Annotated in this window: 17 protein-coding genes and 1 pseudogene; 7 read left to right on the top strand and 11 right to left on the bottom strand. The window is 46.5% G+C overall.

The features are described 5' to 3' along the window. Positions 1 to 189 precede the first annotated feature (189 nt). From MHB46_RS16460 to MHB46_RS16420, 9 genes are all read right to left on the bottom strand, one after another. A complete protein-coding gene (locus MHB46_RS16460) occupies positions 190 to 1,551 on the bottom strand; it encodes an FAD-dependent oxidoreductase (protein ID WP_069290565.1) in 1,362 nt (453 codons plus the stop codon). Positions 1,552 to 1,943: 392 nt separating this feature from the next. Further along, a complete protein-coding gene (locus tag MHB46_RS16455) occupies positions 1,944 to 2,420 on the bottom strand; it encodes a glutathione peroxidase (protein WP_039271605.1) in 477 nt (158 codons plus the stop codon). Between the two features lie 87 nt (positions 2,421 to 2,507). Next, a complete protein-coding gene (locus tag MHB46_RS16450) occupies positions 2,508 to 3,311 on the bottom strand; it encodes a hypothetical protein (protein WP_341162886.1) in 804 nt (267 codons plus the stop codon). A gap of 12 nt (positions 3,312 to 3,323) precedes the next feature. Beyond that, entirely contained in the window at positions 3,324 to 4,217 is an 894-nt protein-coding gene (locus MHB46_RS16445) for an ABC transporter ATP-binding protein (protein ID WP_025722201.1), read from the bottom strand. Between the two features lie 231 nt (positions 4,218 to 4,448). After that, a complete protein-coding gene (locus MHB46_RS16440; RefSeq protein ID WP_341162885.1) occupies positions 4,449 to 5,468 on the bottom strand; it encodes an LLM class flavin-dependent oxidoreductase in 1,020 nt (339 codons plus the stop codon). A 104-nt stretch (positions 5,469 to 5,572) separates the two neighbouring features. Next, entirely contained in the window at positions 5,573 to 6,736 is a 1,164-nt protein-coding gene (locus MHB46_RS16435; protein ID WP_341162884.1) for an AI-2E family transporter, read from the bottom strand. A gap of 149 nt (positions 6,737 to 6,885) precedes the next feature. Next, positions 6,886 to 7,899, bottom strand: coding sequence for an LCP family protein (locus MHB46_RS16430; RefSeq protein ID WP_341162883.1), 1,014 nt, complete (start codon positions 7,897 to 7,899; stop codon positions 6,886 to 6,888). Between the two features lie 91 nt (positions 7,900 to 7,990). Continuing rightward, on the bottom strand, positions 7,991 to 8,893 hold the full coding sequence (locus MHB46_RS16425) for a cation diffusion facilitator family transporter (protein ID WP_013312377.1): 903 nt from the start codon (positions 8,891 to 8,893) through the stop codon (positions 7,991 to 7,993). A 215-nt stretch (positions 8,894 to 9,108) separates the two neighbouring features. Then, the gene (locus tag MHB46_RS16420) at positions 9,109 to 10,758 is read right to left on the bottom strand and encodes a DEAD/DEAH box helicase (protein ID WP_341162882.1); all 1,650 of its coding nucleotides are present in this window, start codon (positions 10,756 to 10,758) and stop codon (positions 9,109 to 9,111) included. Positions 10,759 to 11,093: 335 nt separating this feature from the next. Between MHB46_RS16420 and MHB46_RS16415 the strand changes: the two genes are divergently transcribed. The 7 genes and pseudogenes from MHB46_RS16415 to MHB46_RS16385 form a co-directional block, all read left to right on the top strand. Continuing rightward, positions 11,094 to 11,531 (top strand): hypothetical protein, encoded by a 438-nt coding sequence (locus MHB46_RS16415; protein ID WP_341162881.1) that lies wholly within the window; start codon positions 11,094 to 11,096, stop codon positions 11,529 to 11,531. Positions 11,532 to 11,711: 180 nt separating this feature from the next. Beyond that, the gene (locus tag MHB46_RS16410; protein ID WP_445667593.1) at positions 11,712 to 12,215 is read left to right on the top strand and encodes an immunity 50 family protein; all 504 of its coding nucleotides are present in this window, start codon (positions 11,712 to 11,714) and stop codon (positions 12,213 to 12,215) included. Next, on the top strand, positions 12,208 to 12,615 hold the full coding sequence (locus tag MHB46_RS16405; RefSeq protein ID WP_341162879.1) for a hypothetical protein: 408 nt from the start codon (positions 12,208 to 12,210) through the stop codon (positions 12,613 to 12,615). Before MHB46_RS16410 ends, MHB46_RS16405 begins: the two co-directional genes overlap by 8 nt. 178 nt (positions 12,616 to 12,793) lie before the next feature. Further along, positions 12,794 to 13,423 carry a hypothetical protein gene (locus MHB46_RS16400; protein WP_341162878.1) on the top strand — a complete coding sequence of 210 codons (630 nt, stop codon included), beginning with the start codon at positions 12,794 to 12,796 and terminating at the stop codon, positions 13,421 to 13,423. 73 nt (positions 13,424 to 13,496) lie between these two features. After that, a complete protein-coding gene (locus MHB46_RS16395; RefSeq protein ID WP_341162877.1) occupies positions 13,497 to 13,709 on the top strand; it encodes a hypothetical protein in 213 nt (70 codons plus the stop codon). A gap of 16 nt (positions 13,710 to 13,725) precedes the next feature. Then, positions 13,726 to 14,286, top strand: a complete 561-nt coding sequence (locus tag MHB46_RS16390; RefSeq protein WP_341162876.1) for a hypothetical protein — start codon at positions 13,726 to 13,728, stop codon at positions 14,284 to 14,286. Positions 14,287 to 14,288: 2 nt separating this feature from the next. Then, positions 14,289 to 14,405, top strand: a pseudogene (locus MHB46_RS16385) (Imm26 family immunity protein); the annotation flags it as partial. 3 nt (positions 14,406 to 14,408) lie between these two features. Here the strand turns inward: MHB46_RS16385 and MHB46_RS16380 are convergent. Next, positions 14,409 to 14,948 carry a hypothetical protein gene (locus tag MHB46_RS16380; RefSeq protein ID WP_341162875.1) on the bottom strand — a complete coding sequence of 180 codons (540 nt, stop codon included), beginning with the start codon at positions 14,946 to 14,948 and terminating at the stop codon, positions 14,409 to 14,411. Positions 14,949 to 15,166: 218 nt separating this feature from the next. Next, a complete protein-coding gene (locus tag MHB46_RS26240; RefSeq protein WP_223822146.1) occupies positions 15,167 to 15,250 on the bottom strand; it encodes a putative holin-like toxin in 84 nt (27 codons plus the stop codon). Positions 15,251 to 15,261 lie beyond the last annotated feature (11 nt).

Here is a 15,261-nt window from a genome sequence, read left to right as displayed (position 1 = left end):
ACTGCTCTCAAGAACCAAATAACTCCACCGAGGCCTACCAGCGCCACGACTACAAGAAAAAGGATATAAAACAAACCCATAAGCTACTTCCCCCCTGATCCTTATGCTACTCTATATTGTACTATAAGGATTCGTCCGTACGCCTCAGATTGTTGACAAACTTATGAACAATGTCACAGACAAACCGAATTATACAGTAACTGGGTTCCGTTCGGATATTGTAGGCAATGCTTGTAAACCTGCTGCGTTCAGGAAATTCCAAGGCTTGTTATAATGCGGCTGGAAGAAGAAATCGACAAAGGCCAACTGGTCAATGGTCATATGATTTTGAATGGCTACGGATAGCGTGTTAATGGATTGCGTCAAATCCACCTTCGACATAATTTGAGCCCCCAAAATTCTTCGTGTCTCCTGCTCATATACCACTTTCAGTAATACCTTTTCGGAGGTTGGCATAAATTCAGGCCGGTAGCTGTCCTCAATGGTTACAGCTTCTACAGTCATGCCTTCGTCCGTTGCCGCCGCTTCCGTCAAGCCTGTTCCTGCGATATTGTCTTCGTAAATTTTGATACCCGAAGTTCCTTGGGTTCCCATGTAGGCAATCGTTGGTTGTACCAGATTACGTGCTACCAGCGTACCCATACGAACTGCGTTGGTTGCCAAAGGGATATAAGCCGTTTTACCTGTCGGATTATAGCGGATTGCACAACTATCACCTGCTGCAAACACGTCCGGGCAGCTACTTTGCATATAGTTATCCACAATGATCGCACCGTTAGGCAACATATCTACCTGACCTTTGAGCAGATCCGTTTGAGGTCGGAAACCAATGCAGAGAATAACAAGCTCTGTCTCATATTCTCCTTTAGAGGTCACGACTTTACTCACCTTACCGTTCGTACCCTCAAAACGACTCACCGTCTCGCCAAGTACCAGCTTAATGCCATGTTCCTTCAGGGAACTTTCAATCCGGTCTGTATACTCATGGTCCAAATACTTATTCAATATACGATCAGCACTGTCGATCAGCGTTACGTTTTTACCGTTCATTTGAAAAGCTTCTACCAGTTCAACACCAATGTATCCAGCCCCGACGACTGTAATGTTCTGTACGTGCTGAGCTTTCTCAATGATATCATTGGAATGATTATAGTTTTTACAGAGCAAAATATGATCAAGTTCAATGCCCTCCAGCTTTGGAATAATGGGCCATGATCCTGTGGTCACAATTAATTTATCAAATGTGTCTGTAAATTCTTCACCTGTTTGGAGATTACGTGCATGCAGCGTCTTGCCTGCCGTATCCACACTCGTTACCTCATGAAGCATCTTGGTCACTACACCCAAGTCAGACAGTTGATCTGGAGACGAATAAAACAGGCCGTGTGGATCTTTGACGACACCACCTACATACAGCGCAATACCACAAGATAAAAATGAAATATTATCATTACGCTCGTAAACGGTAATTTCTGCATCTGGATAACATTTAGCTGTGTTGACGATAGCTGCCGTGCCTGCGTGTGTACATCCGATAACTGCTACTTTCATGTTAAATTCCTCCTTGGTGTGTGGGCATAAAATGTATAATAATTGTGAATAGTTTCACGTAACCAGCTCGTTTGCGTTTGTGATTTATTTCACTTCATGCGCTTATTATAGTGTGATATTTTTCACATTACAATAGCTTTTCGTGATATTCACAATTTGTCCACATTTAAAAAAGAAAGGATATACAAAATCAACTGTTTGCTGAAATATTTTTTTGCTTCATTCAGTTTTCCCTGTAAGCCCTCTGATTATGCCCTTGGAGTCGACTTTCACATGATGCGACCACCCTTAAATAAATGCACATGTAGAGAACAAAAAAAAGGTCTGTTTCCCGGAGACACGCAGGAAATCAGACCTTTTTAAACATATACTTTGGAGTTAAGGCAAAGCTACTATAGCAATTGCTCAATGGCTGCTTTCATCGCTTCTGGTGACTCCTTCGGTTCAAAACGACCCACAGGTACACCTTCACGATTCACAATGAATTTCGTGAAATTCCACTGAATTGTCCCATCTTCCTGTTCCCCAGGCTGTTGCTTTTTCAAATATTCAAACAGAGGCGCTGTATCCGGTCCGTTGACGTCCACTTTGGCGAATACCGGGAAACTAACCCCGTAATTCAGTTGGCAAAATTCAGCCGCTTCCTCGCTGCTGCCCGGCTCCTGACCGCCAAATTGGTTGCAAGGAAAGCCTAATACAACTAATCCTCGATCCTTATATTCGTCATAAAGCTTTTGCAAATCCCCATATTGCGGAGTAAGTCCACATTTACTGGCGGTATTCGCAATAACCAGCACCTTACCGGTGTAAGTATCCAGAGAAACCTCCTGATTCGCTGGTGTTACGGCATTATGTGAATAGACAGACATACAGCATCCTCCTTCGTGTCGCTTGGTTTAGGTTACATAACCTATTTTAACCAAAACGTGACGGACATGCCAACATCCGCAGATACTTTACCGTGATGCCATCACTTCGAGTCTGCGTTCTCCGCGTTCGGAAGCGGACATTTTTGGGCAAGCATAACAATACCGCTGGCCTCCACCTGTCTTGTAATATTGGCAACAGGACGGTTTCATGTAGGTATTTTCACCGGGGCGGTAAGGATTGTCCAATTCAATGAGACGAACCGTAAACGGATTTCTTTTACGCCCGAATACCTCTCCCTTCAGCTCACGTGTCACATAAATATAATCTTGTTCAAAGCGCTCCACATCCTGAGGATCAGTCAACGATGGCTGTACTCTATCCTTAAAATACAGCAATGTCAACGGAAACTGTCCCCACATTTGCCCAATAGATGCGCTCCCCACTGCAGCTATTGCCTCCAATATGGGCCGCATCTGCAAACTGTAAAAGTCACGTAACACTTGCTGAGCCTGTTTGGAAGAATGGTCATCCCCATTGTTCCGCATATTGTCCAGCTCTGTTAGGTCGATGACCTGGAGGCTAATAGAGGGATATTGACCTTCATAACAAATATGAAATCTGAGATTAGATACGGACAGATCCAAACGGCGTTCACACAGTGACACCATAAAATGCTGTGCAAACACGAGACCACGCAACTGGTTCACAAAATAAACGGCTGCGGTTAAATCGTCTTCAGCACGTAGAAGATCGCCGTAATACTCCATCACAGAGCGGCTCTTCTCTGGTTCAAGCCATTCGGCCACTGGCCCGGAATATACTGCATCCTCCGGCGTGACCCTCACTATTTTCGCTAGTTGCTCAAGTTGATCGTAATCCAGTGGTCTCATGGTATGTCCTCTTTAACCTCTTGCCGCTACTTGTGCTCTAGCATCACGTCGCTCAGCAACAGAACCCACAGGTTGCTTATCTTCCATATTCATTTCTTTTACTGCTTGGCTTACCGCAGGCTGTCCAGCCAAAGCATACGGAAGACAGAGCGGTACACCCGTACGAGGATCTGTTACAATATCCGCCTCGATCCCGAACACCTCACGCAGCACATCAGGGGACATAACCTCAGTTGGAGTTCCTACCGCCTCAGCTTTCCCTTTTTTGATCGCAATCATATGCTGAGCATACCGGGCTGCATGGTTCAAATCATGTACGACCATAACAATGGTGCGCTCCTCCGAAGTATTCAGATACTCTAGCAAATGCAGCACTTCCAGTTGATGTGCCATATCTAAAAATGTCGTCGGCTCATCCAGAAACAAAATATCCGTATCCTGCGCAAGCGCCATAGCAATCCAGGCACGCTGACGCTGACCGCCAGAAAGCTGATCAATCGGACGATCGTGGAACTCGCTCATTCCCGTTACTTGAATGGCCCACTCCACCATTTTGCGATCTTCCGCTTTCATAGAACCAAAACCTTTTTGATAGGGGAAACGTCCGTAAGATACCAGTTCCGTCACGGTTAATCCTTCCGGTGCAGTCGGATTTTGTGGCAAAATAGCCAGCTGTTTAGCTACTTCCCGGGTGGATTGCTTATGAATGGATTTACCGTCAAGCAGAACACTGCCGCCCTTAGGATTCATGATGCGAGCCATCGTCTTCAGAATGGTGGACTTGCCAGAACCATTTGCGCCCACCAAGGCTGTGATTTTCCCTTGCGGTATTTCTACGTTCAGATCTTCTACAATCAATCGATCTTCATAAGCAATATCCAGATTTGCCGTTTTCAGACGAAACATTTGGAATCATCCCTTTCCCTTATCCAATATATATAGTCACGGGCTTAACGCACGACTTTCATCAAAACTTCATTCTATCTTTATATAATAAAGATATTGATAATCATTATCAAGTGTTAACTGGTTTATTTCCTATATCATACAGTGCATATCATCCAATATTCCCTCAAAAAATTCAAAAAAAGATCACAGCTCCTCGAAGCTGTGATCTTTAAAATCCGGCGAATCGCATTATGACTGTATAGAAGACAGTCCAAATGCTTCAGCCATAAGACGTATAGATTTTATTTTGGCATCAAAGTCGTGAATAATGCTCGCAACCATGATCTCCTGTGCATTATAGTCCTTACTTAACTGCTCAATCTGACGCTTCACCTGTTCGGGCGAACCGACCACCATACGTTTGCGATTCTCACGAATCCGCATCCGGTCAAACGGCGTATACGGATACGCCAGTGCCTTTTCGACGGAAGGTGTTCCAGCGGAGCGTATTCCCTGCTCTAATAGAACAAGAGACAAGTCCATACTGGAAGCCAACCGATTCGCCTCCTCTTCGGTATCCGCACAGATCGCAAATACGGCAACAAGCGAACGTGGTTGGTCACTATGCTGGGAAGGCTGGAAGCTTTCCTGGTATTCCTTCATAGCCCCTGTGCCGCCTTCACCATTAATGAACTGCGCAAACGCAAAGCCCACGCCACGCTCGGCTGCCAGACCTGCGCTATCACCACTGGAGCCGAGCAACCATATTTCCGGTACAGTTTCTATAAGCGGCATCGCCTGTAGCGAACCGAAACGGTGATTATTGCCCGTGCTGTCATGTAAATAAGCTAACAGGTCATCCAACTGCTCAGGGTATAGATCTACACCACCTCGCATTTTGCCTTCTTGCAGGGCTCTGGTAGCAATGGGCATTCCTCCGGGCGCTCGTCCCAGACCTAAATCAATGCGTCCCGGATACAATCCCTCCAGCACACGGAAGTTTTCCGCTACTTTATAAGCGCTGTAATGGGGCAGCATCACACCACCCGACCCCACTCGAATGGTTGAGGTACGGGCGGCCAGATGTGAAATCAGTACCTCCGGACTGGAGCCTGCGAGATTTGCGGCAGAATGATGCTCTGATACCCAAAAGCGATGATAACCCAAGCGTTCCGCCTCTATAGCAAGCTCAGCGGTCTTTTGTAATGCCTGCGCATGCGTCATGCCTTCCGATACCGGAGATTGGTCAAGAATGCTGAGTTTTATCATAAAAGTCTGACCTTTCTATTTTGGAATAAGGATAGACATTAATTATAGCACGCAAAGCCACAGTTACCCAAGAGGGGTCAATATCGATTTTATAGTGGAAAAGTTTATTTTTCGTAAAGACTTGTGTTCCCTTTATCCGCCTCATAGAGATGCGAACGCTTTTTAAAGAAACTGTACAGATGTGTAACGATTACTTTCAAGACAGCGTAACCTGGAACCGCCAGTACGATTCCCACCACACCAAACAAATTGCCTGCCGTCAGAATAACAAAGATAATCGTGATCGGATGTACTCGAAGAGATTTGCCCATAATTTGTGGAGAAATAAATTTACCCTCAATGAGCTGTACGACTGTCCACACGATAACCATCTTGAGCAGCATAATCGGTGAGGTGACCAAGGCTACAATTAACGCAGGTGTAATGGCAATGACGGGACCTAAGTAGGGGACAACGCTCGTAAAGGATGCAATGACTGCAAGCGTCAGAGAGTAGTCTAATCCAATGATTAGGTAACCAATATACAACAGCGCCCCAATACAGAAGCTGACAATAATCTGCCCACGAATATAGGAACTGACCTGATGGTTCATTTCGGTCATAATGCGATCTGTTTCTTTACGAAACATAGGCGGGAGCATTTTCAGGATAAACTGTGGCAGCTTGTGTCCATCTTTTAGCAAGTAGAACAGAATAAATGGAACCGTGGCAATCGCAAGTACCGTTTCTGTAACCACGCCCAAGAAGCTGCCCACACCCGTCCATGCATTATTAATAAAGCTAGATAACTTTTCAGAAGCTTTGGAGGCCAGCTCAGATGGATTAATTTGAATGGTGTTCTGGAACTGGTTTACAAAATCGCTGCCGATCAGTTTCTCGAATTGTCGTTGTACTTGCTCGCTATAGGCAGGGAAATTCTGGATAAGCCCCTGTATTTGATCGCGGATTACAGGTACTACCGATGTAACCACAATCGCTATAACCCCTATAATGAGCAAAAACAGTACAATAATGGAGTATATTCGTTTCACCTTATTGCGCTCCAGTACATCAACCAATGGATTGAGCAGATAGTACAAGACGCCGGATAAAATGACAGGGAGAATTATCGTCTTCAGCAGCACCATGACAGGTGTGAATATGTATGAAATTTTGGTAAGCACCAAGATATTCAAGCCGATCAGCAGCAGTACCAGCAGGAATAACACAAACTTGTTGTTCAGAAAAAACTTCTTGAATCGGTCTTTCCATGCCGGAGTTATTTCCACACCACATTCCCCTTCTCTTTACACAAATGAGTATACATTCTTCATAGATACGATATATTTTTGGAACAAAATATACAAGGTTATACCCAAATAAACACAAAAGCAAACAAAGTTGTACGTCATCGTACGAACTTCGCTTGCTTTGAGGGTTATGGAGTATCATTTATCGTGGTTGCAGCATCCACCGTCGTGGTCACAGGTTTGTTCTCCTGTTCAAAAAGATTCTGTATGAAGCGCTTGAGCTTTCTTTCGTCCACACCCAACACCTGCGCACCCTTAATGGTTTCCCCGCGCACCAATTCATTCGGCGGGATTTGCTGCTTCGCTACTGTTGTTGCATCGATATTAAAGCCCAATGAAGCCAATTGCAGCATTTCCGTAGTACTCAGATTCGTTTCAATATAAGGAGAAATGCTATTTAAAATACTCGGCAGTTTAATTAGAGATGAGGTTGACTGAATTTTACCGCCAAGCTCGGTAATGAATTTGCGCTGCCGCTCCGTGCGCGTAAAATCGGAAGTCGCATCATGACGGAAGCGTACATATTGCAAGGCTGTTTTACCGTCCATGTGCTGCATTCCCTTTTTCAAATCAATATCAAACTGGTGTTTATCTGCCTTGGAGGTATAGTGCATATCTTTTTCGACATCCAGGTCAATACCACCCACAGAATCAACCAGCGCAATAAAGCCATTAAAATCAGTATATACATAATATTGAATCGGTATGCCCAGCAGGTCGCTCACGGTCTGTCTGGTCAAATCCGGTCCACCGTAGGAAAAAGCAGCATTCAATCGACTTTGCCCATGACCTGGGATATTGACGTACGTATCACGAAGAATCGACATAAGTGTAGCCTTTTTCGTAACCGGATCAATAGAAGCAACCATAACGGAGTCAGAACGCCCTGAATCCTCTCCACGGGAGTCGCCGCCTAGCAGCAGAATATTCACTCTTTCTGTCCCATCCCATTCCGGTGGGAGCGATACCTCTACAGGTTGTACATTTGTTTGAGTTTGTGCCTGCGGTTTGTATTTCGAATCCTGTCCGGAAGCAACCGAAATTTGATTCGTAAAATGATATATAGAATACGTATAATATCCGCCTACTAAAAGAACCGCAGCAGTCACAGAAATGCCTAACCATTTTAAAAATTTTCGCATATTTTCGGGTAACCTCGCTTTTATTCATCATCGTTCGGCTTTTAAAAGCATACCCTCCCTGCAAGTTATCTGTCAATTCGCATCGTCTGTTCTAGTGGTCGTCCGCATACCATGGATTCAAATGGACAAGCACCTCATAAACCCGCGGTTCCCGCTTCATAACAGCCCCCTTAATCAGTCGGATAATATCGTGTCCCTGCTGAATCGTCAAAGAGGCATCCACTGAAGCGCGGATATCCACAATAATATAATGGCCGTGCTCACGGGCACGGATACGGTCAATACGTTGAACCTCGGCTACACTCAGTGCGGCTGCGGCGTAGCTTTCAATTTCCTCCGTTGCAATCGCTTTTTCCATAAGCACATCTATGGATTCACGGCCCATTTCCCACGCCAATTTCAGAACTAGCAATGCTACTACGAATCCCGCAATAGGGTCGCCGTAAGATAAGATTGAAATGCTCCAGTGCTCCCCAATTAGCCCTAAGCCGATACCCAGTACAGCAGCTCCAGAGGCGTACACATCAGCGAGATGATCTTTTGCCGTTGCAATAAGACCCTGACTATTGGCCGCTCTCCCGATACGAATCGTGTAGATATACAGCCACTGTTTCCAGAGCAAGGAAATAATGGCGGCCACCAATGCCAGTATATGCTCCTGTGGCATCGGTTCGAACAGTGCTGCAATGGAATGATAGCCGATAAATATGCCCGCTCCGAACAATATGACTGCCACCACGCTTGCACCGATCACTTCTGCTTTGCCGTGACCATAAGGATGATCCTCATCCGGCGGCTGGCTGGATATGCGCATCGCTCCCAGTGCCGTTGCAGAGGCAATCACGTCCCCGGCATTATGCACACCATCGGCCACCAGCACCTTGCTGTTGAACATAAGTCCTGTAATAATTTTAATGCCGGTTAATAGGATGTTGCTAATCAGGCTGATCCATGCTGAGACCATGGCGCGCTTGCCCATATCCTGTTCCTGCATGATGTATAACCCCTCCAAATTTATCTTTTGAAAAATGTATCCTAAACGCTAATCGTATATTTCAAGGTAGTTCCGCTACTCATGTCTCATGTCATCTTATGGTGCTGCTCCTTCAGCGGTATGGGTGAAGATTACAATAGCCCCGGAAGATGAGCCTCCCCGGGGCTATTATGATAACCATAGTGGAGCATTCTATGAGAATACTCCTGTTTTAACTATCTGGACCGTCCGCGACGGCCTCCTTGTCCTTGACCACCACGCGGGCCGCCTTTGGCTTGTCCACCGCGGCCACTTTGGCCTCCGCGCGCGGAACCGCCGCTACTGCGGTCATATCCGCCGCGCTCGCTGCTTTGTCCTGCCGAGCGGCCTTGGCCTCCGCGTGCGGAACCGCCGCTGCTGCGGTCATATCCGCCGCGCTCGCTGCTTTGCCCTGCCGAGCGGCCTTGGCCTCCGCGTGCAGAACCACTGCTGCTGCGGTCATATCCGCCGCGCTCGCTGCTTTGTCCTGCCGAGCGGCCTTGGCCTCCGCGTGCAGAACCGCCGCTGCTGCGGTCATATCCGCCGCGCTCGCTACTGCCGCGGCTAGAGCGACGTTCGCCGCCTGTGTCATCACGACGGCCCGCCTGTTCGCGGCCGCTGCCCCGGCGTCCACCGCCGGAGTCGTTGCCGCCGTAGGAACGGCGGTCGTTTCTGCCCGAACGGCGTTCTCGACCTTGCCGATCAGCCGTATCGGAAGCAGGTCTACGCTGTCCGCCGCCCTCACTGCTGGTGAATGTGACACCAGCAACTCTTTGGATGTTCCGAAGCTCTGGAACATCCCTTGGCGTGGCGAGCGTCACCGCCACCCCTTTGCCTCCGGCACGGCCGGTACGCCCGATGCGGTGGATGTAGCTTTCGGCATCCTGCGGCATGTCATAGTTAAAGACATGCGTGACGCCTTCTACATCCAGGCCGCGCGCAGCTACATCAGTCGCTACGAGCAATTGGAGTTTCGCTTCCCGGAACGCCTTCATCACTTGCTCCCGCTTGTTCTGGGACAAATCTCCGTGAAGCTCACCGCTCTCAAAGCCCATCTCTTGCAGCTCTTCGTTCAGTTTGGCAGCCCGGCGCTTCGTACGGCAGAAAATAACAGCCAAGTACGGACGATCCGTATTCAGCATATCCACCAATGCCTGTTGCTTTCCACGGTCTGTTGTTTGCACAACGACCTGACGGATTTGGCTCACCGGAACGGAAGAAGCGGATTTCACTTTGACATCTACGGGTTCGTTCATATAGACACGAGCCAGCTTGCGAATACCGGCTGGCATCGTAGCCGAGAACAGCATCGTCTGTCTCCGGTAAGGAACCTCCTGAAGAATCGTCTCCACATCGTTCAAAAAGCCCATGTGTAACATTTGGTCTGCTTCGTCCAGGACCAGCATTTTAATGCCACCCAGATCCAGCGTGCCACGTCTCAGGTGATCCAGCAGTCGCCCAGGTGTACCAATAATCAGTTGTGCGCCGCCTCTCAGTTTACGAAGCTGACGCTCTACGTCCTGTCCTCCATAAACAGCCAGTAATGACAAGCTTGGCTCTGTAGCGGCCAACGTGTTCGCTGCCTCTGTAATCTGGAGCGCCAGCTCACGCGTCGGTGCAATCACGAGCGCTTGTGGATGACGCTTGTCCAAATTCATTTTTTGCAAAATGGGCAGTAAGAACGCAATCGTCTTCCCGGTTCCCGTATGTGCCTCGGCGATAACATCCTGACCTTCCATCAACAGTGGAATCGACTCCTGCTGTACAGGAGTTGGGGATGAAATTCCCTGTTCTTTCAAGGCTTCTACCCAATGCTGCTCTACACCTAATGCTGCAAAATTCTTCAAGTGGTATTCACTTCCCTTATCTGTATTCAATATGTGTCACGTAAAATAGGTTCATGTGCCATATGACATCTATCGTTCCATAGTTCAGAATTCCCATTTTTGTATCGGTTCTCATTCTACCCTTTTCAGGAAGGGAGCTTATCCGTTATCGTTGAATCTGTTCATGTAACCAACATACGGCCGCAATGCGGCTCAGGCCCGTTCCATCTATGACTTTCCTAGTATACGCGAAGTTGAACTGGTTTCCAAACGATTTTAATGAACAGTACCACAGTCAATGTAAAAGGTGAATTCGATCTTCATGTCATATATTATGGTATAAGAATTGGTAATTCATGAATAAAGGATGGATGCTTGTGGTTAACAACCTGCAAGAGCTGCTCCGCATTGTAACTGATGATGAATTGATTCCGCTGATGCTAGCTATCGAGGCTCCCAGTATCAAATCATCCTATAACAAAGGGACAACGCCGGAAGTGTACATTCTTTTGTCCAATGACCCCATGTGCCAATCTTCTAATCATTGCGGCATGCTCGTTTCAATCCGTCAGGACGTTTATGAAAGTATCGATCAAGCAATCGTCGAAGACGTTATGATAAAGCTGAGCCAGTGGTTAAAGGCAAACAAGCTACTATACAGCTCGCGTAACTTTTATGCTGGCAGTAAAGCACGCGCTATTATGGATATTCTTCCATTTATGCTTGAACAGGATACCCCGGATATGAAGTATGTTTTTCAATCGTGGACTCCGTTCCCTTTACCACACACTTAAACAATCCGTCATACTATTAACCCCAGGAGGCTGCAATTTATGCAAATTCAAGTTCAAAAGGTTGAAAAAAAAGAGAACGAATATCTCATTCATTATCAAGCCGGGGGAGCGTTGCCGTTCGTTCCGCATGATATTGTTCTGATCCATGGCAAACAGTATTTTATAGGCACGATTTTGAAAGTGGAGTCGAAACAGGCCCTTATACGTATCAATCCAGAATATGAAGACCAACTGGCAGGGTCCATCGGACTGGAACTGGCTTTCTCTCCAACCGTTTCTATTCAAGGAGCAGACAGCATTGTCGAGAAGCTCGGCTATTTTCCTCCCTTTCATTATGACCGAATTACAGCTGCTAATATGACGAAAGACCAGATTACGCTGACGATTGAGCTATCCTACGCTAGCGTGCTTGTCCCTAAATCACCGGATCTGGAGCCTTCGGCTGAGGCACCTGTAATCCCTGAAGCTCCAGTAAAAGACGTCCCACGCTATGCAGTGACTTTTACATTTCTGGAAACCAAAGAGCATGTATTAACTCCTGTAGAAACAGAAAACATCATCTTGCAGCTTGATTTCCGCTATGAAGAAGCAGACATGGTCGTTGATATCGATGCCTTGTCGGGGCTGTCAGGTAGCTTTCTGTGCAGAGGTATCCGTGCAGAGATTAAGGAACTGAATGAATAAACAGGAGGCTCGCGAGCTGTTACGTTGTCATTCTTTTGTTCACGATGATCTGGATCATCCCAAAATGCAAAACGGATTTCTAGGGATGCTCCGCCCCTTCCAGGGGGAACTGATTGAGGGTAATTTTCATGAGCTGATGACCATCATTGAAGTTCTGGCAGATGAGTTGGAGAAAACATCCGTAGAACGGGAGCTGATTGCCGCTCTGTGGGGGATTTGCCAATATACACGGGCATGGGCATTGTATCCTGATAGTATGCTGCAGCGAAACAACCTGCTGACCGTAGAGCAGATCAACACCCTCGACGATTGGATGGATACGATCTCCTATGCGGTTATGGTACTGCTGGAGGGTGGCGGACCGGAAGAAGCCTTATCGAGCTACAGACATGACAGTTGATCCGCAGTGATACATATATCTTAGTCAAGGAGGCCGCTTGTGCACTGCTTCGCGCACATAAAAGCATGCCTTTCGCACAACATGCTCTGAAGCAATTATTGCAGCATGAGGAATTCGGTGCATCTGCCAAACGGGAGCTGTCCACATCATCGACAACCAAAGGAGAATCACTCTACTTATGCGTGTAAGAATATTTATATTCATATTGATTATTGGGATTATATGTGTGCCTGCCTATTTTATTATGAGCAGCTTTGGATTATTTCAAAATGAAAAGGTGCTTGTACATTACAAGCTTGCCATTGAGGTAAAGGATAAAAAGTATGATGCCTGGCCTTTAATCAGCAGCTATACCGCTATAGATAAAAAAGGGGACAATCGTCAGCTCTACTATCAGGCGGAGGGCTCAGGCATAGAGTATCTGTTTCAACTAGCCTACGGACACTATGAACTCCGACCCTCCAAGGAAAATCCTTTTCTGGACGGGGGAATCCACTACACCATGGACCATCCTGATTATGTGCGTGAGGAAAAGCAGTATGAGAATGCTAACGACTACACGGAATTAACCCATTATTACAATCAGCAGGAACAGATCATTTATACCTATAATCCCGAAGCCAAGCTCGATAAAACATACGTCCGTTCCATCATCACCGCTGGGATGACTCGCACAACCGGTAGATCAAGCCGTGCGGTAAAGGATGACTATATCAATATCAGTAAGCTGTTTAAGGACAAGCTGGGAGTGAATGTGAAGGTAGATGTGGATGAGAACAACAAAATCGCCACCTTATCCATGACATGATCTCACAAACGATGCCCCACTAGCGATTAATGATGAATTTCTGGATGAAATCAATCATGTCCAGAACGCTTTGTTGATTGGTGCAGATGCGGGCCACAATTTTTACGTTCTAATATGTAATGAATACACCCCGTATGTGTACTACTGGGACCGCACACATCTTCATGCTTATGATGACAAACTGAACTATGATATTGCAGAGCAGGATGAATGTGGACATTTGTATCTGGTGGCAACAGACTTTACAACGTTTTTTAATCAGGTAATTGAACGACTCAACGAGTAGAAAGGGAGGCCTACTGATGACAGAAATACATAACCCTAATTGGGGACCGGCTTATTTAGAAGGTTGGGTTGTACCCGAAAACCCAGAGGCATGGGTCGAGCAGGAGTGGACAGGTACGCTTCGTTCACAGGCAGGACATACGAAATTCCACATTTTTTATTATGGAGAACTTATGGACGAGCTGATCACTGGAACTGAATTTGCCCCCCAACTCATTATTGCAGAAGAGGCAGTCACAGGTGAACAGATCGTGATTTTTGACGGAACCCGCCATGGTTACGATGCTCTGCTATGCGAAGTTTATACCAAGGAACAGCAGAACAATCGTACTCCCCTGCTGCCCTATCTGGACGAAGATGGTGAAGATACTTTCGAGTTAAGCTTGACCACTTTTTATAATGTGGATTGGGATGACGAGTTTGCAGACGATGTGGATGAGAATGGACAGTTAGAGCTGATCAACGGCGAACGATGCGATTTTGAAGATGCGAAGCGGAACGGCTATGATGCGATCAGCATTACGATTACCAACGCTAAAGGTCTAAAAACAGAGATCATTCAGGAAGAGCTGGCCTGACGATGGTGTTCAAAAGAATCAAACATCGGGAAGGCGATATTTTTGTTATCCCCATGCATGACGGCCGATTTGCGGTATGTCAGGTGATCTGCGCACTGTATGGTAGATTCAAAAAAGCGTTGTTAAAAAGGCTCGAATGTATAAGGGAATGGTGTACGATCTGTGCCCAATACCGACTTTACGCGCTCTTCATCCACCAACGCTTCGAAGAGGCTATATAAATCCGGGGCTGCATACCGAAAATTGCCCCATGTGCGTAGATTCAAAGCATAGATTGGGAATTCTCCCCGTTCATCAGGCGATTGAATATCCCAAATCAGCAGGTCATTCCCTTCACTGGAAGCGAAGGGAACCACATGCTCCAAAAGTTCTGGAAAGCCATCTGGCTCCAGCGCCGCTTCTTGTAAAACCTCTTCCGATTCGAGTAAATCATCAAACCAGGCCCGCCAGTCATGATAACGATGAAGCCATGAATCCGGGTGATCGCCAAGAGGAATATGAATGTTCCATAAGCCGCATAGTCGCCCGTAACCAAGAGTTTTGACATAATCTATATAAGAAGGCGGAAAACCCATACCATTTTCAAAACGATGTTCTATTAGAAAAGTCTCGTCATAATAAGCCTGAAACTGAGGACGTTGCAGCCCTGTAAAAATGCTCATGTTCGCCCTCTCCTTTTGCACGTCCTATTCACCTTTTCACCCTTCGGTGCATTGAAAAGGCCATTTTCAAGTGTTAAAATGGGAATAAGATGTATATTCTAAAAAAAGAGTGAAGATGCGTCAACATCCTCACTCTTTGGCAACAGCCGCTTTTAAGGGCGGTAGCCGTGTCAAAGGATGATCATTGAAATAGACCGCTTGCCTTTGTCGAGGGCGGTCTATTTCTTTTTATGGAAGGAAAGAATTAGGATCACCAACGTTGCGAATTGAATCATCAACATTAGGGTGTCTTTAACCTCCACAGGCCTCACCT

The sequence above is a fragment of the Paenibacillus sp. FSL H7-0703 genome, from assembly GCF_038003485.1.
In the GTDB taxonomy this organism is placed as follows: domain Bacteria; phylum Bacillota; class Bacilli; order Paenibacillales; family Paenibacillaceae; genus Paenibacillus; species Paenibacillus polymyxa_B.
Note: the sequence above shows the minus strand (reverse complement) of the source record. Positions and strands in the feature narration are given on the sequence as shown.